The organism is Enhydrobacter aerosaccus, from assembly GCF_900167455.1.
Lineage (GTDB): Bacteria > Pseudomonadota > Alphaproteobacteria > Reyranellales > Reyranellaceae > Reyranella > Reyranella aerosaccus.
Genome location: NZ_FUWJ01000011.1, coordinates 1 through 25,017, shown reverse-complemented (window position 1 = coordinate 25,017; position 25,017 = coordinate 1). Strand labels below are relative to the sequence as shown.

Annotated in this window: 27 protein-coding genes; 17 read left to right on the top strand and 10 right to left on the bottom strand. The window is 64.0% G+C overall.

Annotation, left to right across the window (positions count from 1 at the left end):
* Nucleotides 1-46 precede the first annotated feature (46 nt).
* On the top strand, nucleotides 47-1,174 hold the full coding sequence (locus tag B5D62_RS26440; protein ID WP_170921151.1) for an LLM class flavin-dependent oxidoreductase: 1,128 nt from the start codon (nucleotides 47-49) through the stop codon (nucleotides 1,172-1,174).
* A gap of 11 nt (nucleotides 1,175-1,185) precedes the next feature.
* Here the strand turns inward: B5D62_RS26440 and B5D62_RS26435 are convergent, their stop codons facing one another.
* From B5D62_RS26435 to B5D62_RS26410, 6 genes are all read right to left on the bottom strand, one after another.
* Nucleotides 1,186-2,343 carry a nucleotidyltransferase domain-containing protein gene (locus tag B5D62_RS26435; RefSeq protein ID WP_170921150.1) on the bottom strand — a complete coding sequence of 386 codons (1,158 nt, stop codon included), beginning with the start codon at nucleotides 2,341-2,343 and terminating at the stop codon, nucleotides 1,186-1,188.
* A gap of 65 nt (nucleotides 2,344-2,408) precedes the next feature.
* Nucleotides 2,409-2,624 (bottom strand): lasso RiPP family leader peptide-containing protein, encoded by a 216-nt coding sequence (locus B5D62_RS26430; protein WP_085937063.1) that lies wholly within the window; start codon nucleotides 2,622-2,624, stop codon nucleotides 2,409-2,411.
* 58 nt (nucleotides 2,625-2,682) lie between these two features.
* Nucleotides 2,683-2,970: a PqqD family protein gene (locus B5D62_RS26425; RefSeq protein ID WP_085937062.1), complete on the bottom strand. Its 288-nt coding sequence runs from the start codon at nucleotides 2,968-2,970 to the stop codon at nucleotides 2,683-2,685.
* An 84-nt stretch (nucleotides 2,971-3,054) separates the two neighbouring features.
* Nucleotides 3,055-4,887 carry an asparagine synthase-related protein gene (locus B5D62_RS26420; protein WP_085937061.1) on the bottom strand — a complete coding sequence of 611 codons (1,833 nt, stop codon included), beginning with the start codon at nucleotides 4,885-4,887 and terminating at the stop codon, nucleotides 3,055-3,057.
* A gap of 2 nt (nucleotides 4,888-4,889) precedes the next feature.
* Nucleotides 4,890-5,309, bottom strand: a complete 420-nt coding sequence (locus B5D62_RS26415; RefSeq protein ID WP_085937060.1) for a lasso peptide biosynthesis B2 protein — start codon at nucleotides 5,307-5,309, stop codon at nucleotides 4,890-4,892.
* The gene (locus B5D62_RS26410) at nucleotides 5,306-6,328 is read right to left on the bottom strand and encodes a hypothetical protein (RefSeq protein WP_170921149.1); all 1,023 of its coding nucleotides are present in this window, start codon (nucleotides 6,326-6,328) and stop codon (nucleotides 5,306-5,308) included. The genes B5D62_RS26415 and B5D62_RS26410 overlap by 4 nt, the downstream gene beginning before the upstream one ends.
* Nucleotides 6,329-6,400: 72 nt before the next feature.
* Here B5D62_RS26410 and B5D62_RS26405 point away from each other — a divergent pair, with 72 nt between their 5' ends.
* From B5D62_RS26405 to B5D62_RS26380, 6 genes are all read left to right on the top strand, one after another.
* Entirely contained in the window at nucleotides 6,401-7,222 is an 822-nt protein-coding gene (locus tag B5D62_RS26405; protein ID WP_170921148.1) for a phytanoyl-CoA dioxygenase family protein, read from the top strand.
* A gap of 68 nt (nucleotides 7,223-7,290) precedes the next feature.
* Nucleotides 7,291-8,223, top strand: a complete 933-nt coding sequence (locus tag B5D62_RS26400; protein ID WP_085937245.1) for an enoyl-ACP reductase FabI — start codon at nucleotides 7,291-7,293, stop codon at nucleotides 8,221-8,223.
* Between the two features lie 91 nt (nucleotides 8,224-8,314).
* Nucleotides 8,315-8,680 (top strand): flagellar basal body L-ring protein FlgH, encoded by a 366-nt coding sequence (locus B5D62_RS26395; RefSeq protein ID WP_085937057.1) that lies wholly within the window; start codon nucleotides 8,315-8,317, stop codon nucleotides 8,678-8,680.
* A gap of 32 nt (nucleotides 8,681-8,712) precedes the next feature.
* Complete coding sequence (locus B5D62_RS26390) at nucleotides 8,713-9,327, top strand: 2-hydroxychromene-2-carboxylate isomerase (RefSeq protein WP_085937056.1); 615 nt, start codon at nucleotides 8,713-8,715, stop codon at nucleotides 9,325-9,327.
* Nucleotides 9,328-9,396: 69 nt separating this feature from the next.
* On the top strand, nucleotides 9,397-10,290 hold the full coding sequence (locus B5D62_RS26385; protein WP_085937055.1) for a LysR substrate-binding domain-containing protein: 894 nt from the start codon (nucleotides 9,397-9,399) through the stop codon (nucleotides 10,288-10,290).
* Nucleotides 10,291-10,373: 83 nt separating this feature from the next.
* A complete protein-coding gene (locus B5D62_RS26380) occupies nucleotides 10,374-11,618 on the top strand; it encodes an MFS transporter (protein WP_139374109.1) in 1,245 nt (414 codons plus the stop codon).
* A 27-nt stretch (nucleotides 11,619-11,645) separates the two neighbouring features.
* Here the strand turns inward: B5D62_RS26380 and B5D62_RS26375 are convergent, their stop codons facing one another.
* Complete coding sequence (locus B5D62_RS26375; RefSeq protein WP_085937053.1) at nucleotides 11,646-12,866, bottom strand: ABC transporter substrate-binding protein; 1,221 nt, start codon at nucleotides 12,864-12,866, stop codon at nucleotides 11,646-11,648.
* Between the two features lie 211 nt (nucleotides 12,867-13,077).
* Between B5D62_RS26375 and B5D62_RS26370 the strand changes: the two genes are divergently transcribed.
* The 7 genes from B5D62_RS26370 to mdcB all read left to right on the top strand — a co-directional run bounded on the left by B5D62_RS26370 (nucleotide 13,078) and on the right by mdcB (nucleotide 20,016).
* Nucleotides 13,078-14,688, top strand: coding sequence for an ABC transporter substrate-binding protein (locus B5D62_RS26370; protein ID WP_085937052.1), 1,611 nt, complete (start codon nucleotides 13,078-13,080; stop codon nucleotides 14,686-14,688).
* Nucleotides 14,689-14,813: 125 nt separating this feature from the next.
* On the top strand, nucleotides 14,814-16,463 hold the full coding sequence (mdcA, locus tag B5D62_RS26365; protein ID WP_085937051.1) for a malonate decarboxylase subunit alpha: 1,650 nt from the start codon (nucleotides 14,814-14,816) through the stop codon (nucleotides 16,461-16,463).
* An 11-nt stretch (nucleotides 16,464-16,474) separates the two neighbouring features.
* On the top strand, nucleotides 16,475-16,795 hold the full coding sequence (gene mdcC, locus B5D62_RS26360) for a malonate decarboxylase acyl carrier protein (RefSeq protein ID WP_085937050.1): 321 nt from the start codon (nucleotides 16,475-16,477) through the stop codon (nucleotides 16,793-16,795).
* On the top strand, nucleotides 16,792-17,670 hold the full coding sequence (locus B5D62_RS26355; protein WP_085937049.1) for a biotin-independent malonate decarboxylase subunit beta: 879 nt from the start codon (nucleotides 16,792-16,794) through the stop codon (nucleotides 17,668-17,670). The genes mdcC and B5D62_RS26355 overlap by 4 nt, the downstream gene beginning before the upstream one ends.
* A gap of 5 nt (nucleotides 17,671-17,675) precedes the next feature.
* Nucleotides 17,676-18,401 (top strand): biotin-independent malonate decarboxylase subunit gamma, encoded by a 726-nt coding sequence (locus B5D62_RS26350; protein ID WP_085937048.1) that lies wholly within the window; start codon nucleotides 17,676-17,678, stop codon nucleotides 18,399-18,401.
* Entirely contained in the window at nucleotides 18,398-19,033 is a 636-nt protein-coding gene (gene mdcG, locus B5D62_RS26345; protein WP_085937047.1) for a malonate decarboxylase holo-[acyl-carrier-protein] synthase, read from the top strand. The genes B5D62_RS26350 and mdcG overlap by 4 nt, the downstream gene beginning before the upstream one ends.
* Nucleotides 18,943-20,016 (top strand): triphosphoribosyl-dephospho-CoA synthase MdcB, encoded by a 1,074-nt coding sequence (gene mdcB / locus B5D62_RS26340; RefSeq protein ID WP_336470173.1) that lies wholly within the window; start codon nucleotides 18,943-18,945, stop codon nucleotides 20,014-20,016. The genes mdcG and mdcB overlap by 91 nt, the downstream gene beginning before the upstream one ends.
* Nucleotides 20,017-20,095: 79 nt before the next feature.
* Here mdcB and B5D62_RS26335 read toward each other — a convergent pair whose 3' ends face one another.
* On the bottom strand, nucleotides 20,096-20,479 hold the full coding sequence (locus B5D62_RS26335) for a response regulator (RefSeq protein ID WP_085937046.1): 384 nt from the start codon (nucleotides 20,477-20,479) through the stop codon (nucleotides 20,096-20,098).
* 610 nt (nucleotides 20,480-21,089) lie between these two features.
* Here B5D62_RS26335 and B5D62_RS26330 point away from each other — a divergent pair.
* Both B5D62_RS26330 and B5D62_RS26325 read left to right on the top strand, forming a co-directional pair.
* Entirely contained in the window at nucleotides 21,090-21,512 is a 423-nt protein-coding gene (locus tag B5D62_RS26330) for a hypothetical protein (protein WP_085937045.1), read from the top strand.
* A gap of 123 nt (nucleotides 21,513-21,635) precedes the next feature.
* Nucleotides 21,636-22,157: a DUF1993 domain-containing protein gene (locus tag B5D62_RS26325; protein ID WP_085937044.1), complete on the top strand. Its 522-nt coding sequence runs from the start codon at nucleotides 21,636-21,638 to the stop codon at nucleotides 22,155-22,157.
* Nucleotides 22,158-22,680: 523 nt separating this feature from the next.
* On the opposite strand, the gene B5D62_RS33105 is transcribed toward B5D62_RS26325, so the two are convergent.
* Nucleotides 22,681-22,935, bottom strand: coding sequence for a hypothetical protein (locus B5D62_RS33105; protein WP_139374108.1), 255 nt, complete (start codon nucleotides 22,933-22,935; stop codon nucleotides 22,681-22,683).
* 189 nt (nucleotides 22,936-23,124) lie between these two features.
* The gene (locus B5D62_RS26320) at nucleotides 23,125-24,612 is read right to left on the bottom strand and encodes an RES family NAD+ phosphorylase (RefSeq protein ID WP_085937043.1); all 1,488 of its coding nucleotides are present in this window, start codon (nucleotides 24,610-24,612) and stop codon (nucleotides 23,125-23,127) included.
* Between the two features lie 328 nt (nucleotides 24,613-24,940).
* On the opposite strand from B5D62_RS26320, the gene B5D62_RS34285 reads away from it, so the two are divergent.
* Nucleotides 24,941-25,017: transposase (locus B5D62_RS34285; RefSeq protein ID WP_336470176.1), on the top strand; the 77-nt coding region annotated here is incomplete at its 3' end.

The following is a 25,017-nucleotide window of genomic DNA, read 5'->3' as shown; positions in this document are numbered from 1 at the left end:
TGAACAACCGTTTACCATGAGACCGAACAGGCGCGGAGGAAGGCCCATGCATGTGGGAATGGCGGTGGTATTCCAGAATACCGGCCGGAAGGTCTCCGACCGGCAGATCTACCTGAACGAGCTCGCACTGGCGGACATGGCCGAGCCGCTCGGCTTCGAGTCGATCTGGTCGGTCGAGCACCACTTCACCGATTACACGATGTGTCCGGACGTGGTGCAGTTCCTCTCCTACATGGCCGGCCGCACGCGCAACCTGCGTCTCGGCTCGATGGTCGTCGTACTGCCGTGGCACGATCCGATGCGGGTGGCGGAGCAGATATCCATGCTCGATCATCTGTCCGGCGGCCGCATGATCCTGGGTCTCGGCCGCGGGGCGGGCAAGGTCGAGTTCGACGGCTTCCGCCTCGACATGGGCGACAGCCGCGAACTGTTCGTCGAATACGGCGAGGCCTTGCTCAAGGGCCTCGAGAGCGGCGTGATGGACTATCAGGGCAAGCATTACCGTCAGCCGCCCGCCGCCATCCGGCCGGCGCCCTTCAAGTCGTTCCGCGGCCGCACCTACGCCGCCGCCGTCAGCCCCGAGAGTTCGCGCATCATGGCGCGGCTGGGCGTCGGCCTGCTGATCATCCCGCAGAAGCCCTGGCGCGAGGTCGAGAAGGAGCTGACCGAGTACAACGCGCTCTATCGCGAGATCAATGGAACCGATGCGCCGCAGCCCATCTCGGCCGGCTGGACCTTCGTCGACGAGAGCGCCGAGCGGGCGCGCGAGATGGCGGTGAAGTATATCGGCGGCTACTACCGCACCGTGCTCGACCACTACCAATTCGCCGGCGAGCACATGAAGAACCAGCGCGGCTACGAATACTACGCCAAGATGAACGAGAAGCTTGCGGTCTACGGCGACCAGAAGGCGATCGAGTTCTTCGCCGACCTCCAAGTCTACGGCACGCCCGAGCAGGTCTATGAGAAGATCATGGCGATCCATCGCCAGACGCGGAACTGCGGCTATGTCGGCGTCTTCTCCTATGCCGGCATGCCGCACGAGGAAGCAGCCCGCAACGTGCGGCTGTTCGCCAACACAGTGATGCCCGAGCTCAAGACGTTCGACGCCGGCGCGCCGATCGATCGGGCGCGACTCCTGCCGGATGCGAGGTTCGCCATCGCCGCCGAATGACGCCGCCGTCGCTACGGCCGGCTGCGCGTCAACAGCCGCGAGGCGAGCCGGAAAGGCCGCGTCAGGTAGTAGGCCGGCCACAGGGCCTGCGGCAGCGGCATCGCGGCATGGTCGCTGCCGGTTGGTGTGAACACGATCTTCAGCGTCGCCTTCACCCTGTCGAGCGGCCTCTCGCACAGATCGAAGTCCGTGAAATTCTCCGGCTCGCCGGCCGGCCACGGTCCTTCCTGCAAGCGCTCGACCAGCAAGCGGCTGAGCGACCTCACCCGTTTGCTGGCGGTAAGCTGCGCGTCGAGCGCAGACGGCACGGGCTGCTCCAGCACGTCGCGCGCCATGGCGCAGCCGAGCAGCACGGCATCGCCGCAGTCATGCTGAGCGGCGCGTCGATGGACAGCCATCCAGTCGAGATCCGGATGACGATCCATCAGCAAGGCGAAATCGCACACCCACTTGAGGCAGCCCCAGCGCTCCTTGGTGCCGTGCCCCGCCAACAGGAGCGCCAGTTCGGGCCCTTGAAGCGTCGGAATGTCCCGTCCACCGATCGGCACGGGTTGCAGGCCGGACCAGATCTCGTCGGTCGCGAGCGGAAAGGGGACGTGGCTGCCGCTGAAAGCCCAATGCAGGTCGATCGCGCTCTCGGTGTCGTCGCGTACCAGCTCGTATTGGCGCTGATAACCCAGGAAGGCATGGCGATAGGCCGGGTCGTCGCCCGGCAGGTGATAACCCAGTGTCTTCAGCTGGCGTTCGGCGTCTGCTACCCGGTCTTCGCGGACGATGATATCGATGTCGCCATATTCACGCGCCGCCACACCGCCATAGAGCGAGAGGGCCAGCGTCGGCCCCTTGAAGGCGGCAAAGGCGATGCCGCTTGTGCCGAGCAAAGCGGCGACCCCGCGCAATTCGTTCGCCAGGGCAAGCGTCCGGATCAGGTGGCGATGTTGGAAGGCTTCGAGTTCCTGACGGACCGGCCGAGGAACCCGTTCCCACGATAGCGCCGCCAGGGATTGGATGAGTCCCGGCCGAACGCCATGCCTTTCCGCGAGCCGAAGCAGGACGGACTCGTCGACCCCCTGCTGCAGGATGGTTTTGAGTCCGTCGAAGTCAGGTTGCGGCCGCACCGCCAAGCACAGAAGCGCGAATTCTCGCTCACCCTCTCGATGCTCGGCCACGGAAGCCATCCCGCAGGCGGTCAGCGCAACCTGCCCTCTCTGGAAAATGTCGACCGATGACGCGCTTAATGCTTGGGTGTACCCGCGACGTGGAGGCCGCCACGGCCGGTGTACCGGAACTTGGTGCGATAGCCCCAATCGGGCGCCCCGACGGGGCCGACCGCCATCGTCAGGTCCTTCAGGCTGCCCCAGCGCGTCAGAGCCGGCGCCTGGTAGGGCTTCTTCGCTCCGGTCTGTTCCAGGGCCGGAGCATCCTGTTTCGTCTCTACTGCCTGATCCATGTTGTCCGGCCTTTCGAATGATTTCGTACAATATAGCACGATGACCTCGATCGCGAGGTCAGTCGACGCTCTCCACCAAGCCCTCTTTCCGCATCTCTGCCAGCAGCCGCACGACGTCCTTCCGGCACTGCTCCGGCGAAACTTCGAATTCGGACATGACGGACCGACAAAGGTCGTCGACCGAGCGGGGTTGTTCGAGCGCCTCCCAGATCTGGACGCCGGCGCCCTGCAAGCCGAAGTAGACAGCCTTTTCCAGGCTCAGGATCGCCACTTCGCCGTTTATGGTGCAGGAGACCTGCCCGGCCGAGCGCCTGAAGACCGACGATCCTTCAATTTCCTCAGCCAAGCTTCCCTGCCCATTTCACGACGACAATCGATAACCGCCCAGCGAATCGGCGCTTTGTACCGCCATCCATCGCCATCTCCAACATCAAATCACACTTGCACTGCAATGTTTTTGCTGCCTGAGCGCAAACCAATGCGCCAGCGCATGCGAGGCAATCGCCGTATCGATCTCGCCGTCGGATAGTTGGTCCGCCCGCAGGGCTCGCCAATCGATATAGGAGTCGAGCGGGCTGACGCTCGCAATCTCCGGAAGGCCATGGCGGCGGATCAGGCCGGCCTGGCCGGCCCCGACCAGCGCCGTCTTTTCCCGGTAGAGAACTTCGTCGGGCAAGCGACCGCGCATGGCGACGCGAACCAGGCGCTTCTTCCAGGCCCAGGGCACGGGCGGCACGGACAGCATGAACTGGAGGACCCGCAGATCGAGATAGGGGTGGCGCCAGACGCAGGGCGCCAGGGATTGGTAAAAGCGGAAGTCGTCGAAGTAGCGCGCCCAGATCGGACTGGTGAAGGAGGCGATGGCCTCGGGATGCCAGGGATGGGAGCTCTCGGGTCTCTGTCCCAGATCCCGCAGGCGCTCGGCGAGATGACAACGGGCGACGAAGTCGCCGCTCAGCCAGGACGGTATCGATCCAACCGCCGCTCGCGGCCGCTCCGCGCTCCGCCCTAGACGGCGCTGCAGGCTGGCTCTCCAGCCCTCCGCTCCCTTGATCCAGGCATACTGCAAGGCCGAACCCGCCAGCCTTCCCCAGGAACCGCGTCGCCACAGCCAATGGAAATAGGCATCACGATCGAAGGTGAGCGCGTTGTCCGGCCCCTCGCCGTCGAACCAGACCGACGCCCAGCCGGCCAACTGGCCATAAAGCGCGCGGCAGTTCTGCGCGTTGACGAAATAGACGGTGGGCTCGTCATGCCAAAGAGCGCGCGACTGCCAGTGCGGATCGTAAACGAGGTCGTCGGCCTTCACGAGCTGGAGCTCGATACCAAGGCGCTGCGCGACAAGGCCCGCGTAATAGCCTTCCCGGCTCTCCGTCAGCTCCTGATACTGCTCGCATTCCGCCACGATGCGCGAGCGATCGCGGCAAAGCTCGACGGCACACGCGGCCATCGTGGTCGAGTCGAGCCCGCCGCTCATCGCGATGCCGATCCGCCCGCTGGGCAACCGATCGGCAATCGCTTTCGACAGCAACTCGCGATAGCGGTCGCCGTAGTCGGCGGCACGGGGAAGATAGAGCGGCTCCTCGACTTCGAGTCGCCAGTACTTGCGCAACGACGGACCGGCATCGCTCAGGCAGAGCAGGTGCGCCGGCGCGAGTCGATGGATGTCGCGATAGACCGTCCGCTCGACCTCCTGCGAGAAGCCGACCGTCAAGAAATCTGCAATCCAGTAATCGTCGAACGCGACCGCTGTCGGCAGGCGATCCGCGATCCAGTCGAGCGAATCGCTGATCAGCCAGGTCGAACCCGTTCGAGCATGAAACAGCGAACGCTTTCCCAACTGGTCGCGCACGGCCAGCAGGTGCTCCTTGGCGCCATCCCAGATCGCAAAGGCCAGATCGCCCGAGATGAAATCGGTGAAGCGCTCGCCCCAGGCGGCATAGGCGCGTAGACAAAGCATCGCATCGGATGCCGTCTCGATATCCTCGCCCTGCGCTGCAAGCCGTGCCTTCAGATCGGAACGGCCGTCCAGCCGGACCCGACCGACGATCCAGAAGCGCTCGGCATATGCCTCGATGGAACAAGCCTCGCCGTCGATAGTCGACGTGTCGTCGGACCGGCACAGGAAAGCGGCTTGGCGCGCCCGGCCAAGCGACACGATCATCGGTGTGTCCCTCTCGACACCGACCGCATGCCGCGACTGCGGCCGCATCCATTCCGTCGGGAGCGATGCACCCTGGATATCGAATACAGCGGCGAACACGCTCAGCTCGACGAGTCGCCCGCCGCCCAGGCAGTCAGAAACGTATAATCCGCCGCCTCGCGCTCGCCGATCAGCACCTCTCCGTCCCGCACCAACCAGGCATGGGCACCGAAGCGCTCGCCGTTCCGGCTGACACCGATATGCAAGGCGGAGCCATATCCCCGCGACGAGAGCATGCGCTGCAACGACAGGGCCGAGCACAGGCAGGTCGTGCCCGGCAAATGACGCGACGCCGTCCGTACCGCCCACACGATCCGCTCCAGCGGCGCCGTGCCCGTGCCCGGACGCGCGGCCCACTTGCGCAGGCGCTCGAGACGCCAAGCATGCAAGGCGATCCGGATAAGCAGAAGAGTCGCAAAGGCTTCCACAAGGAGCCGACGATCGACGCCCGTCAGGCCGGCAAACGCCGTCAGCCGACTCATGGCTGCATCTTCTCCCGGATGAGATGCGCGATCTGGTCCATCGCCTCGAAGCTCCTCGGATAGCGCAGGGCATAGACAGGCACCCTGTCCGCCATCTCGGCCGCGAACCGAAGCTGCCGCTCGAGCCGCCGCGGATCAGCATATCGATTGTCCATCGTCGACGAAATGATCGCCTTGACCAACTCGAGGCCGGAAAGACGACGGACCGATACCGGAACCGGATCGTCTGGCGCCGCATCGCCCGCATACCCGATATGAAAGAGCGCCGCCAACGGCATCGGCCGCTGCGGCAGCGTCGGAACCGCCCGCGGTTGCACCATCGTCTTGCCGCTCAACGGATTGAAATGACCGTGCTCCACGGCGGCCGGAAGCAATCGATGTCCGGCATCGCCCAGCAGCTTCAGGCGATACGGTCCGGGATAGGCCAAGACGCCCTCATTGCCGAAGGTCACCCGCAACATGTCGTCCGTCACGAGGTCGGCGCCCTGGCTGATCAGGAAAGCCGCCAGCGTCGACTTGCCGGCGCCGCTGAGACCGAGTAGCCCGACAACCGCCCCGTCGAAGCTGACTGCGGTCGAATGCAGCGGCTCCTCGCCGCGTAGGGTGAGCGCGGCACTCAGGACGAAGTTGACGAGGTTTGCCTCGAACGACCGCATGTCGACGTCGCCCAGGCGCGCGCATATGGCGGAGCGGCCATCGGCTGAAATCACGGTCTCGAAAACGCCCTCCGCCCCCATGTAGACACTTCCGTCCGGCAGCACTGCGTGGTGAACCCAGTCCAGCGGATCGGCTGGCCCATTCGGCCGATGCGCGTCGAAATAGTCCGGCGTTCCCAGCATCAGCCGGATGGCCGGCGCTTCGGTCTCGTCCCGCACCTCCGGAACGGACGACAGCGGAAACGCGCTCTCCACCAGCAGGCCGTAGATCCGGTAACGACGGAAGCCCGTCACGATGGCGTTCCCAGCGACATTGCCCTTGGTCAACCGCAGTGTCCGATACGATCCTGCCTTGCCAGACATTCGCGCATCACCGATGTTGATACGGTCTCACGGGACACAACGCACCTGGATTCTGGAGGCCGGGCCGCAGGGATGATTCGAATCGATTGCGCCGGTCTGGCGCCGGAGACATTGGCCGGCTGCGAACAGATCCGCCATGCCTGCGACTGCTTCATCCGGCATGGCTACGCCCTTCTCGACCACATCCTGCCGGACGCGATGGTCCAGGCGCTGCGCCACGAGTTCGAGAAGAACTACGCTCACTACCTGCAGGAGCATGAGCGCCTCGAATCGCTGCGTGTCAGTGGCCGGCGCTTCATGGTGCCGGTTGCCTTGTCCGGTGGTTTCGCGAACCCGCTCGTCTATGCGAATCCCTTTGTCATGGCCGTGGTGCAGGCAGTGCTCGATGCAGATGCCATCCTGGAAGCCTTCGGCGCCATCGTTTCCTTGAGCGGATCGGAAGCCCAGCGCCTTCATCCCGATGGACCGCCACTCTTCAACGCCGACATCTCCGCCCTGTTGCCGGCGCATGCCCTGACCTTCGCCCTGCCGTTGATCGAGATGAATGAACAGCACGGCACGACTGCGATCGTACCGGGAAGCCATCGCTGGCAGCAGCCGCAGGACGACGCGCGCGCGGCGATGCCCGTTGTCCCCGTCGGCTCGGGCCTGCTGTGGGATTTCCGCCTGCATCACAGTGGCACGCCGAACCTGTCATCGCAGGCGCGTCCCATGATCTACGCGACCTATGCTCGTGACTGGTATCGGGATCCGGTCAATTTCAGGAAATCCGGGCAGCGCCGGCTGGTATTCGGGCCCGGCTTCCTCGAGCACGTTCCTTCCCGTGCGCGCGCCTTGTTCCCGTCCGCGGCCGACGACGATGCCACGACCGACACAAATCGTAACCAAACGTGAAGTGGAGTTTTCACCGAATGCTGTAAAGCGGGCAGCGACACTGGACATGTTTTGAGTCGATGGAGCTCATGCCGGACATCGCTGCAACACCCCTCGGACTGCTGGCCGGAAAACGCGGCCTGATCATGGGCCTGGCAAACGAACGCTCGCTTGCCTGGGGCATCGCGAAGATCGCCGCCGCCCAAGGCGCCACCTTGGCCTTCTCCTATCCAAACGAAGCCGTGGGCAAACGAGTCAGGGCCCTGACGCAGGAGCTTGGCAAGATAGAACTGCTGTCGTGCGATGTCGCTTCCGACGAGGATATCGATCGCATGGTCGCCGATCTCGGTCAGCGCTGGCAGGGTGCGCCGATCGACTTCGTCGTGCACGCCATCTCCTACTCCGACAAGAACGAGCTGCTTGGTCCCTATGTCCGCACCAGCCGCAGCAACTTCACCACCGCGTTGGACATCTCCTGCTACAGCTTCACCGCCGTGGCCCAGCGCGTTGCCCCGCTGATGACGGCCGGCGGCAGCCTTCTCACCCTCACCTACTATGGCGCCGAACGCGTCGTGCCGAACTACAATGTCATGGGCGTGGCCAAGGCGGCGCTGGAAGCGAGCGTGCGCTATCTCGCCGCCGATCTCGGCGCGCTGAACATCCGCGTCAACGCGATCTCGGCCGGACCGATCAAGACGCTGGCCTCGAACGGCATCTCCGGCATGCGCCACCTCATCAAGTGGGCCGAGCTCAACGCGCCGCTCAAGCGCAACACGACGATCGAGGATGTCGGCCGCGCCGCCCTCAGCCTGATCAGCGATCTCGGCCAGGGCATCACCGGCGAGATCGTTCATGTCGACAATGGCTACAACATCATCGGCATGCTCGCGGTCGACGAGGCGCTGCGCAGCGTCCCGGTGCTGACTGAGCTCGGCCAGCAGGTCGAGCGGCAGAAGCAGTACGGCGCCACTTCGCTGCGGGACGGCAAGACCGAGGGCGGAGCCGGAGACGATCGCCCTTGACGGACGCGCCGCGGAACTGTTGATGCAGGTCGATTGGCATCGGCGATCGTGTGCCGCAAACAAGTAGTCGAGCAATTTGGGGGATCTTGCGATGAGACGCATTGGGACGCTGTTCCTGGCAGCTATTGTCCTGACCGCTTGCAATCAGCAGAGCCAGACGCCCGTGGCGACCGCGGCGCCGCGCCCACCCAAGCCGCCGGTCGCCATCGTGTCGCCGGTGAAGCCGCCGCCGCCGCAAGCCGAGGCCGTTCCGCCCAAGCCGGCCGCGCCGGAAGGCCACTTCGTGTGGAATCCCGGCCATTATCACTGGAGCTATACGGCCAGCCCCAGCGACGGCTCCTTCACCTGGTTGCCGGGCAACTGGGTCGAGCGGCCCTATCCGACCTCGGTCTGGACCAATGGCGATTGGAGCCTGAAGGACGACCAGTGGGGATGGACCCCGGGCTACTGGCAGTAACGCCTTGACCGGCGCGCCACCGCTTCGGAACCATGGCGTCTGATCCGCTGCCTGCTGTCGAGTTCTGGTTCGAGTTCGCCAGCAACTACAGCTATCTCAGCGTCATGCGCATCGAGGCGGAGGTCCAGCGGCAGGGTGTGCGCCTGCTCTGGAAGCCGTTCCTGCTGGGGCCGATCTTCCGTGGCCTCGGTATGGAGAACTCACCCTTCGTCGGGCAGAAGCAGAAGGGGGCCTATGTCCAGCGTGACATGGCCCGGCAGTGCCGCAAATACGGACTGGCGCCCTGGACGACCCCGAGCGTCTTCCCTCGGTTGAGCGTCCTGCCCGCCCGCGTCGCCCTGCTCGGTGCGGACCAGCCCTGGATCGGCGCCTTCAGCCGCGCCGTGATGGAACTCAACTTCGTCAAGGACCAGGACATCAACGCACCGGACCAGGTCGGCGCGATCCTGACCGCCCTCGATTTGCCGGCCGATGCTCTTCTCGCCCAGGCCCGGTCCGACGACATCAAGGGCCGGTTGCGGCAGCAGACAGAACAGGCCCGGGCCCAGGGCGTGTTCGGCGCGCCGACCTTCTTCGTCGGCGACGAAATGTTCTGGGGCAACGACCGTCTCGAGGATGCCTTCCAGTTCGCCCGCGAGACGGCATAAGTGACGGCGTTTCGGCCAACGCCGGCGTAACATTGGCTCCGAATAGAAAGACTGCACCGGAGTCCGTCCATGTCGCTTCGTCTACCGCCGCTGCCGGCGCTGCGCCTGTTCGAGGCCGCCGGCCGGCTGCGCAGCTTCAAACTGGCGGCCGCCGAGTTGGGACTGACGCCGAGCGCCGTCAGCCACGGCATTGCCGGGCTGGAAGAGACGCTCGGCGCAAAACTCTTCGTTCGCGGCCCGCGCGGCCTGTCGCTCACGGCGGCGGGTGGCGATTATCTCGCCTATATCGGCGAGGCGTTGTCGCTGATCGCGGTGGGCACGCAGCGGTTGCCGAGTCGGCGGGGCGAAAGAGCCATTGCCGTCAGTTGCGCGCCCACCTTCGCGGCGCGCTGGCTGTTACCGCGATTGCACCGCTTCACCGCGCGCTGGCCGAAGGTCGGCATCACCGTCGATACCTCGCGCCGCCACGTCGGCTTTCCGGTCGACGGCTTCGATTTCGCCATCCGCATGAGCCGCACGCCGAGTCGCGGTCTTTCCTGGGTGAAGCTGTTGCGGGAAGAATTCGTCCCGGTCTGCAGCCCGGCCTACCGCGCCAAGATCGTCGGCTCGCGCGGCACGGTCGATCTGGCGCGGGCGGCTCTCATCCATGTCACGACCGCGAGCGAAGGCTGGCAGAACTGGCTGGAGGCCCGCGGCCTCGAAGACATCGACTGCAAGGGCGGGCTGCGTTTCGACACGGTGGACCTTGCCCTGGGCGCGGCGGTCGCCGGTCTTGGCGTGGCGATCGGCCGTCGGCCCTGGGTCGACCGCGAGCTGGCATCCGGTGAGTTGATCGAACTCGCCGACAAGGGAGTCGCTGCCGAAACGGCCTACTGGCTGGTGAGCGCAAGCGAGGCCGAGGGCCGGCCCGAATTGCGCGGCTTCAAGCGCTGGCTGATCGCGGAGGCCGGCAAACCCGGGTGAATACGGCTCACCCGCCGTCAAGTCCTTCTCTTTTGCCGCCGCCGGTTCGGCTCAGCATGGTGACGCCGACCGGAGGACTCACCATGCAGCCAATCGGAGCCGCGCGATCGCGGCTGTTCGGCAGCCATCTCGTCATCGTCATCGTGGCCGCATCGGTCATCATCAGTGCGGCGATGGGCACGCGCCAGACCTTCGGGCTGTTCCTCGGCCCGCTCGCGGTGGAGCGCGGATTGCCGGTCGGCACGATCGCGCTCGCCATCGCCCTGCACAATCTCGTCTGGGGGCTCGCCCAGCCACTGGCTGGCGCCGCCGCCGATCGATACGGCGCTCCACCGCTCGTGGCGCTCGGCGCTTTCGCCTATGCCGGCGGTCTCGCCATCGCCGCCAGCACGACCTCGCCGATCGTGCTCGTCCTGGGCATGGGCCTGCTGGTCGGCATCGGCATGAGCTGCACCACGTTCGGCGTCGTCTTGACCGCGGTGGGTCGCACGGCGTCGGCGGAAAAGCGCAGCCTGGCGATGGGCCTTGCCAGCGCCGGCGGCTCGGTCGGTCAGATCTCGCTCGCGCCGATCGCCCAGCTCACGATCGACAGCTGGGGCCTCTCGGCCTCGCTGTTCGGGCTGGCGATCCTGCTCGCCTTCGCCGCGCCCTTCGGCCTGCTGCTCGCGGCCCGCCGAACGACCACCACGCCGACGCTCGAGTTGCAGACTCCCTCTCTCGGCGAGATCCTGGCCCAGGCGCTGCATCATCGCGGCTACCGGCTGCTCACCCTCGGCTTCTTCACCTGCGGCTTCCAGCTCGCTTTCATCTCCACCTACCTGCCGGGCTATCTCAGCCTGTGCCACATGCCAGTCGGCCTCAGCGCCGTGGCGCTGTCGCTGATCGGCCTGTTTAACATGGTCGGAAGCTGGGCCTGCGGCTGGCTGGGCGGACGGTTCCGCCAGCAATACGTGCTGGGCTGGCTTTATCTCGTGCGCGGCGTCGCCATCGCCCTGTTCTTCCTGATGCCCAAGAGCGACGCCTCGGTCGTCGCCTTCGCCGCCGTCATGGGACTCACCTGGCTCGGCACCGTGCCGCTCACCAGCGGCTGGGTGGCCAAGGTATTCGGCGTCGCCCATCTCGGCACGCTGTTCGGCGTCTGCTTCTTCAGCCACCAGATCGGCTCGTTCCTGGGCGCCTGGCTGGGCGGCTTCGTGTTCGATCTCACCGGCTCCTACAGCCCGGTCTGGATCCTGACCGCCGTCGCCGGCGCGGTGGCTGCCCTGCTGCACTTCCCGATCAAGGACACCGCGCCAGCAACAGCCATGACGCTGCCGGCGCGGGCCTGACAGGCTCGGGCGTCGACACCACCGCCCCTAGTGCTTCGGTGCCATCGGGCAGGCACCGTCGCTGAGGGGCCTGAACGCTTCGTCGCCGGGAACGGTGGCGATGATCTTCGCCAGATCCCATTCGCCTTTCGATTCCTCTGGCGTCTTGACCTGCATCAGATACATGTCGCGTATGACGCGTCCGTCGGCGCGGATATGGCCATTGGAGGTCATGAAATCGTTGATCGGCAGCTTGCGCATCTCGGCCAGCACGGCCTTGGCCTCGTCGGTGCCGGCTGCCTTCACCGCCTTCAGATAGTGGGTCACGGCGCTGTAGGTGCCGGCCTGGATGAAGCTCGGCGGCCGGCCCATCTCCTTGGCGAAGCGGTCGCTGAAGGCGCGCGCCTGCGGGTTCATGTCCCAATAGAACGGGCTCGCCATCAAGAGCCCCTGCGCCACCTTGAGGCCGAGCCCGTGCACGTCCGGGAACTGGATCAGCGGCGCGCTGATCCGCATGCCCTGGCGGGCGAGGCCGAACTCGGCGGCCTGCTTGACGCCGTTGATGATGTCGTTGCCGCCATCGGCGAAGATCAGGCCCTTGGCCTTCGAGGCCTGCGCCTGCACCAGGTAGGCGGAGAAGTCCGAAGCGTTCAGCGGATGCCGCACCGAGCCCAGCACCTTGCCGCCGGCCGCCTTGATGAAGGAGGTGGCATCGGCCTCGATGGCGAGACCGAAGGCATAATCGACGGTGACGAAGAACCAGGTATCGCCGCCCTGCTTCGTGAGCGCGCTGACGATCGTCTTGGTCTGGCCGTAGGTATCGTAGATCCAGTGCAGGCTGTTGGGCCCGCAGCCCTTGCCGGTCAGTTCCGAGGTCGCCGCCGCCGTCGGCATGACGATGCGGTTCTTCTCGCCGGCTACCTTGACCAGCGCCAGGGCGATCGCCGAGTTGGGAATACCGATGACCATGTCGACGTCTTCGTCGTCGTACCAGCGCTTGGCGATGCCGACGCCGATATCGACCTTGCTCTGGAAATCCGCACTCACCAGCTCGATCGGCTTGCCCAGCACCGAGCCGCCGAAATCGGCGATGGCGAACTTGGCCGCCAGGACATCGCCCGGCCCGGTATTCTCGGCATAGGGCCCGGACATGTCGTCCAGCACGCCGATCTTCACCGCCTTGTTCTGGGCCAACACCTTCTGGGACAACGCCGGAACCGCTACCACGCAACAGGACAACAACGCCACGAGCACGCGTGCGTACCGCATTGCTTCCTCCCTGTCGGATTTCTTCTTTCGCTTATTGTTGCGGCGAGACTAGCACGCCCGCCGCGGCGAGGGCCAACGCCGCCCGGCTAGCCTAATCGCACTCCAAGTGACCCTGACCCTTCGGCAGCGGTGATCGGAGCGCCATCGATCGTTCTATGGCGCGGAACTTGCGTCCTCGAAGAGCGCAATCCACCGATCGGGATGGTGTTTCATGAAACGTCGCGTTCTACTGAAAGGTCTGGCCGGGTCAACTCTGATCGCCGGCGGCGCCACCGAAGCCATGGCGCAAAGCCGGGCCGAGACGTTGCGGTACGTGACCGGCGCCACCATCAACACGCTCGACACGACCATGCCCGGCGCGACGCGCGAGGCCTTCGGCCTCAGCATGAATGTCTACGATCGGCTGTTCGCCTTCGGCCGCAAGAAATTCGGCGACACTGCCTGGACCTTCGATCCCGACACGATCCGCGGCGAGCTGGCCAAGTCCTACAGCATCAGCCCGGACAACAAGGTCATCACCATCACGCTGCGCCCCGACGCTCTCTGGCACGACGGCTCGCCGGTGACGGTGGAGGACGTGAAGTGGTCACTCGATCGGCACGTCTCGGCCAAGTCTCTGGCAGCACCGCAATTCATGACCGGATCGCTGATCAGCCCCGACCAGTTCAAGATCGTCGATGCGCACACCCTCACCGTCACGCTCGACAAGCCGGACCGGCTGGCGCTCGCCAATCTCTGCGTCTGCTATGCCATCATGATCAACAGCAAGCTCGCCAAGCAGCACGCCTCCAGCGACGACCCCTGGGCGATGGAGTGGATGAAGAGCAACACCGCCGCCAGCGGCGCCTATATCGTCGAAAGCCACAAGCCGGGCGAAAGCACGGTCCTGCGTCGCAACGAGAAATGGGTCGGCGGCGCCAATGGCGCGCTGCCCGCCTTCAAGCGCATCATCATCCAGACCGTGCCGGAGGCGGCCACCCGCGCCATCCTGATCGAGCGCGGCGACGCCGACCTGTCGATCGACCTCGCCGCGAGCGACATCCCGACCTTCGACAAGTCGGCCAAGGCCAAGGTCGTGTCGATCCCGCAGACCAACGGCTTCACGCACATCACCATGAACACGCAGATGGCGCCGTTCGACAATCCCAAGGTCCGGCAGGCTGTCGCCGCGGCCCTGCCCTACGACGATATGTTCAAGGCCGCACTGTTTGCCCGCGGCAAGAAGCTGTATGGCGCGACCTGGACGAAGACGCCGCCCGACGCCAGCTTCCCGCAGGAGATCCCCAACAGGACCGATCTCGCCGCGGCCAAGACGCTGCTGACCGAGGCCGGTTTCCCCAACGGCTTCTCGACGACCTTTGCCTTCACCGCCGGTCAGGCGGCCACGGCCGAGCCGATGGCGGCGCTGGTCAAGGAATCGCTGGGCAAGATCGGCATCCAGGTCGAGATCCAGAAGAAGCCGGATGCCGAGTTCAACACGCTCGAGTCCGACAAGAAGATGCCCTTCTTCACCGACGGCGCAACGGCCTGGCTGCCCTACACCTATTATTTCTTCTACCTCTACTTCACGCGCGACCAGCGCTGGAACTTCGCCAGCTGGAAGAGCCCGCGGATGGAGGAGCTCACCCTCGACGCGCGCTACCAGACCGACAAGGGCAAGTACGACACCGACTGCAAGGAGATGATCTCGCTGTTCACGGCCGATACGCCCCTGGTCATGCTGTGGCAGCCCAACCACGACGCGGTGATGGCCAGGTCCATCGACGGCTACACCTATCAGTTCTATCGCCAGGCCGACTTCCGCGACCTGCGCCGCGTCTAGCATCAGAGGGCGGCGGAGCGGTCTCTCCTCCGCCCTCCACGCCAGCGCAAGCCTGCGGCGACGCAGATCAAGGATGTCGCCCATTCGTCAATTGACCCTTGGCGACCGATAAGCGAAAAGGCTGCATGGCTACCGCAAAGTCTGCCTTGCGACGAGAGAACAAGGCAAAGCGCCTCCAACGCGTAGGCAAATTGGCACGAGGCAAGTTTGTCTCCGCCGCGAACGTCGCCCAGGTCCTGAAGCGAGTCATCGAGCCCGGCGATATCCTCTGCCTGGAAGGCGACAACCAGAAGCAGGCCGACTTTCTCGCCAACCAGCTCGCTTCCCTCGACCGCAAGGACCTCAGCGATATTCATCTCGTGATGTCGTGCATCACGCTGCCGGCCCACATACAGCTCTTCAAGAAGGGCATGATCCGGCAGGTCGACTTCTGCTACGCAGGTCCCCAGGGCACGGCTGTCGCCGATCTGGTCAAGGCGAAGAAGTTCCCCGTCGGCGCGATCCATACCTACAACGAACTCTACGCCCGCTATTATATCGATCTGACGCCGCGCGTGGCGCTGATCGCGGCCGCTCAGGCCGATCGCAAGGGCAACCTCTTCCTCGCCGCCAACACCGAGGAAACGCCGGCCATCGTCGAGCCGACCGCCTTCTCCGACGGCATCGTGTTCGCGCAGGTCAACGAGATCGTCGACAAGCTGCCGCGCATCGACATCCCCGCCGACCAGGTCGATCTGGTGGTGCAGGCGCCGTATCCGATGCACCTGCAGGCGTTGTTCACGCGCGACCCCGCCGCGATCACAGACGTGCAGGTCCTGATGGCGATGGTCGCGCTGCGCGGCATCTACGAGAAGTACGGTGTGCAGTCGCTGAACCACGGCGTCGGCTTCAACACCGCCGCCATCGAACTGCTGCTCCCGACCTACGGCGAGCGCCTCGGCCTCAAGGGCAAGATCTGCAAGTACTGGATGGTCAACCCGCTGCCGACGATGATCCCGGCGATCGAGTCGGGCTGGGTCGAAAGCGTCTTTGCCGTCGGTGGCGAAGTCGGCATGGAACGCTACACAGCGGCTCATTCCGACGTGTTCTTCACCGGCCGCGACGGCAGCTTCCATTCCAACCGGGCGATGGGCCAGCTTGCCGGCCACTACGGCATCGACATGTTCATCGGCGCGTCGCTGCAGATCGACATCAACGGCAATTCCTCGACGGTGTCGAAGAACCGCATCACCGGATTCGGCGGCGCGCCCAACATGGGTTGCCAGCCGGCCGGGCGCCGCCATCCGACCGAGTCATGGCTGAAGGTCGGCGCGGAAGCCAATCCTGGGCCCGGCTCGCCGCCGGGCCGCAAGCTGGTCGTGCAGATGGTCGAGACCTTCCAGTCCGGGCGCGTTCCCACCTTCGTCGAGGAACTGGACGCGCAGGATCCCAGCATCCGCAAGGCGCTCCACGGCGTGGCGCCGGTGATGATCTACGGCGACGACGTCACCCATGTCGTCACCGAGGAAGGCATCGCCAATCTCGCCGCCTGCCGTTCGATCGCCGAGCGACAGGCCGCCATCCGCTCGGTCGCCGGCTACACGCCGGTCGGCCTCAAGCGCCGGAAGCGCGACACCGAGGAGCTGCGACGCCGCGGCATCGTGCAATTCCCCGAGGATGTCGGCGTGTCGCCGCGCGAGGCGAGCCGCAGCCTGCTCGCCGCGCAGGACATCAAGGGCCTGGTGCGGTGGTCGAATGGTCTGTACGACCCGCCGCCGCAATTCGTCGACTGGTAGGACCACGCAACATGGAAAAGTTCACAAAGGCCTTCCCGTCCAAGCCGCTCAAGGCGAGGACCACGAAGCCGTGGGCGCTGGCAGGGGTCGTGGGCTCGGGTAACCTCGAAGTGTTGCTGGAACGCGCGGGCGCCTCCGGCACCATGGAGTGCCACGTCGAAACCTCGATCCCCGGCTACAAGTCGTCCTGGCTGGCGGCTCTGGCCGACTTCGCGACCCACTATCCGGCCGGCGGCACCAAGGTCACCATCCATGACCAGGGCGCCCCGCCGGTACTCGTCAACCTGAGGCTCCGTCAGGCCTACGATCATCTGACCGGAGGCGACAAATGACGCGCGGCCCCCTCTTCCACGAGCAGACGGCCCGGCAGCGCATCGCGGCCCTGGTCGATCCCGGCAGCTTCGACGAGCTGCTGGCGCCGCCGGAACGCATCACGAGCCCCTACCTCGCGCAGCTCGGCATCCCGGTGTCGTTCGACGATGGCGTCGTGATCGGCCGCGCGAAGATCGGCGGTCGCAAGATCTATCTGGCCGCCCAGGTCGGCCAGTTCGTCGGTGGCGCGGTGGGGGAGATCCACGGCGCCAAGCTCACCGGCCTGTTCAAGGCCGCCGCGCGGGACCGTATCCCCTGCGTCATCATCATCGAGAGCGGCGGCGTGCGCCTGCATGAAGGGTCGGCTGGCGAGATCGCCATCGCCGAGACCATGCGGGCCATCTTCGAGTGTCGCGCCCTCAAGGTGCCGACGCTGGCCGTGATCTGCTCCGACATCGGCGCCTATGGCGGCATGGGTATCCTGTCGACCTGTTGCGACTTCCGGGTGATGACCGAACATGGTCGCCTCGGCATTTCCGGCCCCATCGTCATCGAGAAATGGATGGGCAAGAAGGCGTATGACTCGTCGAACCGGGCCCTGGTCTGGAAGACCAGCGGCGGCAAGACCAAGTATCTGCTGGGCGATGCCGACGCTTTGGTCCACGACGATGCCGGCGAGATTCGCGACGCGATCGCCAGGCTGCTGGGCAAGTCGAGCCCGATGTCGCTGAAGGCGGTCAAGGCACGCCAGGCCGAACTCGCCAAGCGCCTGAAGCGGTTCGGCCAGACGCAAGACGCGGATGCAGTCTGGAAGGGCATGGGCGTTCGCGACATCGAGGCGGCGTCGCTCGCCTCCGGGCCGGAATTCGCGGCGATGGCAAAGCGCGGGAAGTGAGATCGATGAAGAAGCTGACCTCCCGTGCCCTGCTCGCCAAGCTGTTCGGCACCTCCGCCAAGGATGTCGCGGTCAAGAAGTCGCTGCTGACCGGCTACGCCGCCGTCGGAACGACCAAGGTCTGCGTCATCGGTACCTGCGACGGAACCTATGTCGACAACGCCGCCGCTTTGCATCTGGCGGCGCAGGTCATCGATTGCATCGAGCATCACCCCAAGATGCCGATCGTCATGCTGGTCGACAGCGCCGGCCAGGAGCCCAACCGCGTCGCCGAGATGCTGGGCCTCGCCAGCTATTTCGGCCATCTGCTGAGCTGCCTCGAACTGGCGCGCCGCAACGGCCACAAGCTCATCACCGTCGCCACCGGCAAGGCGGTCGGCGGGGCGTTCATCTGCTACGGCATGTTCGGCGACCGCATCTATGCGCTCGACTCCGCGAGCGTCGGGCTGATGCCGGTCGAGGCGATGTCGGCGGTCACCAAGATCCCCGTTCCGGTCCTGACCAAGCTCTCCAAAACCATGCCGTCGCTGGAATTCGGCGCGCAGCCCTTTGCCCTTCTGGGCGGCGTCGAGGAAGTGTGGACGCTCGATGACGGTGTCGCCGCCAAGCTCGAGAAGGCGATCGCGACGGCCTCGCCGGTGGACAATCGCGCCGAGCTGGGCAAAAAGCGCGGTGGGCGCAAGCTCGCCCTCGACATCCGCAAGAAGGTGCTGACCGAATCGGCGCGATGAAGCCGCTTCGCCGCCACAGCCTGGTTTGGCTTTCCGAGCCGCCGGACGCATTCGATACCGACGATGGCGCGCGCGCCGCTGCCTGGCAGGCGCAAGGACGGCCTTTCGTCGTCACGCGCCGTCGCGGCGAAGGGGCGGAGATCGGACTCGGCTTCTGCACCACCGATCGTCACCATCCGCAACTGAGGCCGCGTCGGGTCGCTGCGCAAACTGTCCCGCAGCACATCGTGGAAAGCATGCGGCCACTGTCGCTCGACGCGGTGGCCCAGTGTGCGGCCGCCCGAACGAAGGCGCCGGCCTTCGCGCGCCTGCAGGCCGCGGCCTCGGAAGCCGGCGTCGTGGTCCGCGTCTATGGTAGCTGGATGTGGCAAGCCCTCACGGACGAGCGACATGTGCATGAAGCATCGGACCTCGATGTCGTGATCGACGTCGTGTCCCTCGAGGAGGCAGATCGCGCGGCGGCGATGCTCGCCCGCGAGGAGCCGACGCTGGCCTTCCGGATCGACGGCGAATTGTCTCTCGCCGACCGAGGCGAGGTGCAGTGGCGAGAATATCATCAGGGCGAACCGGAAATCGTGCTGAAGTCGATCGATGCTCTCCGGCTCGTTCCGCGCACGGAACTCGCGCCGTGAGTCCCGACGCTGCCTTCGACGCCGCCACGCGCGCCGCGATCACGGATGCCGATCTGGCCGCGGCTGCGGTCAAGGCATTACACGAAGAACTCGCGGCCTATCCGAAGCCTGGCCTGGTGAGTCCCATCGACTCGGGGTCACACGCCGACATGGACTTCGACCTGATGCGCCGATCTGCCGATGCCCTGGCCGAACCGTTCGAGGCCATTGCTGCCGCCGGTCGGGAGGGGAAGTCTTTCGAGGGCGCGCTGAAGCCGCTTGGTGTTCAGGCGGAGCGGCGTATGCTGGCCGCCACAGGCGGGGTCAATACGCATCGCGGCGCCATCTTCGCGATGGGAATGATGGTCGCCGCCATCGCGCACGTAACGGCTCGGCGCGAAGATGTCTCTCCCGACCTGGTCCGCACGACATTGCGAGGGGAATGGGGCGCCGCCCTCGAGGCCCATGCCGCGGACGGCAAAATCGGCGATAGTCACGGCGCGATCGTGCGACGCGCCACGGGTCACGATGGCGCGAGGCGCGAGGCGGCGCTCGGATTTCCCAGCATCTTCGATGTGGCGCTTCCGGCCTACAGTACGGCGCTGAGAGCGGGCCTGGATGGAAATACCGCAAGTGTCCAAACCCTGTTCACGCTGATGGAAGCCGTCGAAGACACGACCGTGCTGTATCGGGGAGGCCTGGACGGAAGCGGCTTCGTGCGACACGCCGCGCGAGCCTTTCTGGAGCAGGGCGGCTGCTACGAAAAGAGCTGGAAGACACGAGCAGAACAGGTTCACCGCGATTTCGTGGCCCGTAACCTGTCCGCAGGTGGCAGTGCCGACCTGCTTGCCGTCACGATCCTGCTTTTTTCCCGCTGCTCCGTTGGTTGCCAAGCAGACCGAGCCACGCACGAGGCCTGGTACGCGGGACGGCATCGAAAAGTCCGCTTCGAGGGCTGCCGGTCAGATCCTGGAGATCAAGCCCCTTCCGCATATCAACGCTGATATCGACGTCGACCAGGGCAGAACCCGACTCGATCGCGCGGCTGATACAGCGCATAGGCGGACATCGTTCAGTCTGTGATCAGAGCTGGCGGCCGATTGCCTGGGCCAGACCGCCGACGACGTCGCTGCCGCTGAACGGCTTGGGGACGAATTGCACATCGCGCAGGGCCGGCGGCAGATCGAAAGTATCGCAGCCGGTGACAACGACGAACGGCGTCCGGCGAAACCACAGCAGCTCCGCTATGGGTCCAGCGTGTCCACCGGACAGCCAGCAATCGAGCAGCGCCACGTCGACCTTGCCCCAGCGCAGGAGTTTCAAGGCACGATCGATGTTGGAAACAGGCCCCACCGGCCAGCCGCCTGCATCGCGCACGATCTGTTCGAGATGCGTCGCGATGAGGTAGTTGTCTTCGACGATCAGCACACGCTTGCCGATCAACCGTGGGTGGACAAGGGAAGCCATGTTTCGACCTTCCGCTCACCAGACGGATTGCGCAAGCCAAGAAATTCCGACGCCCATACGTTGCGGCACGGTTCGGCATTCGATGCCATATGGCCGAATTGCATGTCCCCATTCCGATCCGTTCAACAAGACGAGCCAGTAAAAACTCCCGCGTCGCACCTTTCGGTAAGGGCTGTTGAGGCGGATCGAAATGGACCGCCAGGAACGCCACCGCGACATAGGCGATCCAGGCGGCGATCAGGCTCGACAGCAGCGCGACTGCGCCCAGCCTGCAGCAGCAACGACTCCCGTGAAGGCTCGACGGATTTCTGCGCGCTTGCACGGTGGGTCTGTAGTCAATGGCGGCAATCGCTCCACGAGCGCTTCCTTGACCAACCAATGCACAAGCAACGTCGCACCAGTATCCCCGGCTCGGTCTGCACTGCGGCTCTGATGGTGCTCGATTTCCTTCGGATCCAGACAGGGCGATGTGAAAGGCACGCTGCATGCTACGAAGTGTCGGTTTGCCACGCATGCTCACTCAGGCTCCGCCACACCCTTACGCCGACAGTCAACGTGCCCCGAAGTTCGCGGGAGCAAGTGGGCAGCTATCGTCTCGGGAGACCTTAGGATGTTCAGGGCTTATTTCGAGGAATATGCCGACGCGCCGCCAGACATCGCCTGGTTCGAGCGACTGTGGCTCGCCACCTTGGTGTTGAGCGTGTTCATTACCATTATGATGTTCGATTGGTCCGTGAGCAGATTCGGGCGTTACATTGCCGCGCTGCTGACCAGCGTCCGTTTTGGCGGAACATTTCTGCTGATGCTGTTCTGCACCCGCCGCAAGAGCAATTTCCTTCGCTGGGTGATAGCTATTCCCTTCAGTCTGATAATCGTTGCCTACGACGGCATCCGATATCCCCAGATGGTGGAGCGTGATCCCGTGCTGTTGCTGGTCGAGGTGCGGCTCGTATTGATGTTCGCTGCCATCTACATGCTCTTCACCCCGCGTTCACGGGCGTGGTTTGCGAGTCGACCGGTACCGGAAGGATAAGTTTTCCGAGGGCGTGAACTACGCTGCGACGGCATTCTTCGTGAACATGTCGCCCAGACAGCGAGACCGAGTCTCGCCGAGTTCGGTCCAAAATCGTAACGTCACGACAAAGGGAGGTGCTTCATGGCCATTTCACTCTATGACCTCAGCGTCAGGTCGTTCCTACAGATTCTCGGCGGCGTCGAGGGCTTTCTCGCCAAGGGCCTGGCTCATTGCACGGAGAAGGGCCTGGATCCCAATGAGATCGTGGAGACGAAGCTGTTTCCCGACATGGCGCCGTTCCGATTCCAGATCGTCGCGGCGGCGCACCACTCCGCCGGCGGCATCAGGGGCGCGATGGCTGGTGCCTTCTCCCCGCCCAAGCCCGCGGGCGAGGACTACGCCGCTCTTCAGAAACTAGTGAGCGATGCCCGCGCATCCCTCGAGGCGATCAAACCCGACGAGGTGAACGGCATCGAGGGCAAGGACGTGATCTTCTCGGTCGGCGACCGCAAGATTCCGTTCAAGGCCGAAGACTTCCTGATGTCGTTCTCTCTGCCGAACTTCTACTTCCACGCCACGACCGCCTACGACATCCTGCGCCAGAAAGGCGTGCCGATCGGCAAGCGCGACTTCCTCGGCAAGATGCGGATCGCGGGCGCCTAATCGCCGGCCAGCGCCTGGCAGACCAGGTCACGCATCAATGGCTTGAGAAGGTAGATGGTGCCCGAGACGGAATCGCAAATTCCCCGTAACGAACTGATTTTATGGGATAATTTATCATTAGAAATGATCACGAGGCCAACAGAAAGGCCAACAGCTTATTTTTTTCTGCCGAAAACAGGTAGACGATTCAAGCCCTCGAAATCGTTCAACATGAAGGCGCAAAACTGTTGAAATATTCGCACTAGATCCGCCTGTCAGCCACTCCCAGTTCGAATCTCGATCGATCCGCCACGGAGCCCGCGAACTTTCTCTCCGGGCCCGAAGGCATCGCAAATGAGCCCCGGTTTACGGGCTTTTTCGTGCCTAAACCACCACCATGCGCCGCACAATTCGCCTCAAATTTCGGTCGATTCGGGTGCTTTCGGCGGGTTTTCTCCGGGCCATGATTCGGCAGTGGTTGTTTCCGATGCACATCGACGAAACGTTGGCCCACTTGCAACGGACGTTTCCGAGTGAAGCGCGTTCACACAATCTCACGGCAAGTGCGCTGGAGAATCTTGTTGCCGCGCAACGTTGCGCTGCAACGTCGATCGCCATCACCAATTCGAATCCCGACTGGTAGGCAGGCCGACACACCACAAACTTTTCTCCAGGCGTGATGCGGCACTTCGATTTGCGATTGCTTGACGATGCTGTGTTCGACGCGGTGAATGAACATCGTGAAGAAAGCCCGATAGCCGACGGAGGCTCCACGCAATGAGATCGTTGTGACTGACATCTGCAAATACCAACTTCTTGCGCCTGTATCTGCGGGCGAGGGCAACGACCTACTCGCTGGCAAGTCGTCCGATGACGGAATGCGCCGAATGCAGGCATTGCTCGCCGACTGGCTCCGGATGGAGAACGTCGTCGTCCTTATCGCGCCAAGGCCTGGCCTGTCACTTGAGAAGAACCTGTGGAAAGAGCCTCAGAAGTCGATGATTTCCTCGTCCACCTGTTTCGTCACTTTCTGAAACCGCCTTTCAATACGATGACGGGTCACGGCTTCAACGTCTGCGACGAAGCTCACCGATTTGATTTCGTGTACCTCGACGCTGCCCAGGTCCACATCGAGCGATGTCATTCGCGTATCTCCACCGTAGGCGTATTCTGGCGAGATAATGCCAATCGGCTCCCATAAGGTTTGGGCCTTTTGCTCTTCGGGCTCGTCCCGCTTCGGCACTTCTTCAAAGACGGTGTAGTCGGCCTCATAACCTTCCTCGGTCGTGTGACCTTGAGAAGCGATGAGTTTCGTGTCCTTCGGCAGACTGATTCCGGCGACGCGTGAGGCCTTGTGGAACAACACGACATTCAGCCCTGCACCGGCAACCTGGACCGATGGAAAGAGAATTCCGTCGAGCTCGGGCTCCATGTTTGATGCCAAAAAGTCGGCAATCGCCTGCGTAGGCAGGTAGGACGTCGCCTCGTCGCTTGGCATCACCGGCATCGTCATTTTGAAAACCAAACTGCGGAGGAAGACTGCTCGACCCGTCCGTCGAGCCAGTGTTTCGTCGAAAATGCTTCCCGCTTCGTGGACGTGGAGGAACGAGCGAAGATCGAGAAGCTTCAGAGTGCGCATCACTTTGAACTTTGCCACAATGACCCGCGATCCGACGGGGGGCCGTATCTCTGCTCGCGCTGTCTCGGCATTGCCGGCGCCGTAGAAGACCGATATCCCGCGCGCATTCATTCGCCCAGCAGCAGCAAGTTCGGTTGGGGGCGGCCCGATGTTGCGGTCTGGACGCTTCATGGCCTCTTTAAGTTTCGACCCGGACTCAAAATAGCGTGCGCGATAGAACGCCTCGAACGGCGTTCCCGGTCCAGCATCGACGATGAGGGCTTGCCCGTTTGAGGTCTTCAGCGCATCAAGTCCAGCGAACACGGATTTCAAATGTGCGAGACCGGTTTGGCTGAAATAGCGGCTCTCCGTCTTCAGTGAGTGCTCGAAATTGCGCCATTCTTCCTGCCAGGCGTAGTCATCGACGCTGATCTCTTCATAGTGAGAGTCGCTATCGTAGGGCTCTTCTTCGCCGGTGTAGTCCGATGGCGAACTGCCATGTTCCTCTGACAGAATCTCTTGAACGTCTGTTGCCGCCTTTTCAGAAATCACAGCTGCGTTGACGATCGCCCAGATCACCGGCTCGCCGTCACGCTCCCAATCATAATTCGATTCGGGGTCCTTCATCGCCATCCACTGATAGCCATCCGGCTCTGTAGACGTTCTTCGATAATGCCGATCGAATGCGCCGTCGACACGTTCGGCGAGTTCTCCGACCGAGATGGTTGGAGCACTGATTTTACAATAGGCGCATTTCCGCTTCTTTCCCGTCTTCTGGATCAAGTCCTTGAGAAACGGTTCACCGACGCAGTCGTCGCATATTCGCTTTAACTTCAGTTTGTCGATGTCGTCGAGCACAGGCAGCGCCTCCAGGCATGTCCAGCAATTCTAGCATCGGAAATGATCCGAGATAGGGTCGGCGCGTCCGGCGAGCCGGACCGGGCTTTACTCGGCCGCCTGAGCGAGCAGCCTCACGAAGCCGCCCCTCGGTTGAAGATGGGCAAGGAGCGTCTTCGCCTCCGGTGACGATCCCTCGCGCGAAGAGGGATGGCTGCTGCCGGCAGACTTGCATCTGAGCGACTTAGAGCTCCTCCCTCGGCGCACTTCGAAGCGCCTTCCGCCCAACTGAGCTGCTGCCGGTTTGGTGGACACCGAGATTGGGTGTTTCATGAAGCCGGAGGGAGCCATGCAGAGACGAAAATTCAGTCGCGAGTTCAAGCTTGAGGCAGTGAAGCTTGTCAGGGAGCGCGGGGTATCGGCGGC

What these genes read in the sequence shown, in the direction of transcription:
- B5D62_RS26440 (WP_170921151.1), top strand. Translation starts at nt 47, where the DNA reads ATGCATGTGGGAATGGCGGTGGTATTCCAGAATACCGGCCGGAAGGTC.
- B5D62_RS26430 (WP_085937063.1), bottom strand. Translation starts at nt 2,624, where the DNA reads ATGGATCAGGCAGTAGAGACGAAACAGGATGCTCCGGCCCTGGAACAG.
- B5D62_RS26415 (WP_085937060.1), bottom strand. Translation starts at nt 5,309, where the DNA reads ATGAGTCGGCTGACGGCGTTTGCCGGCCTGACGGGCGTCGATCGTCGG.
- B5D62_RS26410 (WP_170921149.1), bottom strand. Translation starts at nt 6,328, where the DNA reads ATGTCTGGCAAGGCAGGATCGTATCGGACACTGCGGTTGACCAAGGGC.
- B5D62_RS26405 (WP_170921148.1), top strand. Translation starts at nt 6,401, where the DNA reads ATGATTCGAATCGATTGCGCCGGTCTGGCGCCGGAGACATTGGCCGGC.
- B5D62_RS26400 (WP_085937245.1), top strand. Translation starts at nt 7,291, where the DNA reads ATGCCGGACATCGCTGCAACACCCCTCGGACTGCTGGCCGGAAAACGC.
- B5D62_RS26395 (WP_085937057.1), top strand. Translation starts at nt 8,315, where the DNA reads ATGAGACGCATTGGGACGCTGTTCCTGGCAGCTATTGTCCTGACCGCT.
- B5D62_RS26390 (WP_085937056.1), top strand. Translation starts at nt 8,713, where the DNA reads ATGGCGTCTGATCCGCTGCCTGCTGTCGAGTTCTGGTTCGAGTTCGCC.
- B5D62_RS26385 (WP_085937055.1), top strand. Translation starts at nt 9,397, where the DNA reads ATGTCGCTTCGTCTACCGCCGCTGCCGGCGCTGCGCCTGTTCGAGGCC.
- B5D62_RS26380 (WP_139374109.1), top strand. Translation starts at nt 10,374, where the DNA reads ATGCAGCCAATCGGAGCCGCGCGATCGCGGCTGTTCGGCAGCCATCTC.
- B5D62_RS26375 (WP_085937053.1), bottom strand. Translation starts at nt 12,866, where the DNA reads ATGCGGTACGCACGCGTGCTCGTGGCGTTGTTGTCCTGTTGCGTGGTA.
- B5D62_RS26370 (WP_085937052.1), top strand. Translation starts at nt 13,078, where the DNA reads ATGAAACGTCGCGTTCTACTGAAAGGTCTGGCCGGGTCAACTCTGATC.
- mdcA (WP_085937051.1), top strand. Translation starts at nt 14,814, where the DNA reads ATGGCTACCGCAAAGTCTGCCTTGCGACGAGAGAACAAGGCAAAGCGC.
- mdcC (WP_085937050.1), top strand. Translation starts at nt 16,475, where the DNA reads ATGGAAAAGTTCACAAAGGCCTTCCCGTCCAAGCCGCTCAAGGCGAGG.
- B5D62_RS26355 (WP_085937049.1), top strand. Translation starts at nt 16,792, where the DNA reads ATGACGCGCGGCCCCCTCTTCCACGAGCAGACGGCCCGGCAGCGCATC.
- B5D62_RS26350 (WP_085937048.1), top strand. Translation starts at nt 17,676, where the DNA reads ATGAAGAAGCTGACCTCCCGTGCCCTGCTCGCCAAGCTGTTCGGCACC.
- mdcG (WP_085937047.1), top strand. Translation starts at nt 18,398, where the DNA reads ATGAAGCCGCTTCGCCGCCACAGCCTGGTTTGGCTTTCCGAGCCGCCG.
- B5D62_RS26335 (WP_085937046.1), bottom strand. Translation starts at nt 20,479, where the DNA reads ATGGCTTCCCTTGTCCACCCACGGTTGATCGGCAAGCGTGTGCTGATC.
- B5D62_RS26330 (WP_085937045.1), top strand. Translation starts at nt 21,090, where the DNA reads ATGTTCAGGGCTTATTTCGAGGAATATGCCGACGCGCCGCCAGACATC.
- B5D62_RS26325 (WP_085937044.1), top strand. Translation starts at nt 21,636, where the DNA reads ATGGCCATTTCACTCTATGACCTCAGCGTCAGGTCGTTCCTACAGATT.
- B5D62_RS33105 (WP_139374108.1), bottom strand. Translation starts at nt 22,935, where the DNA reads ATGTCAGTCACAACGATCTCATTGCGTGGAGCCTCCGTCGGCTATCGG.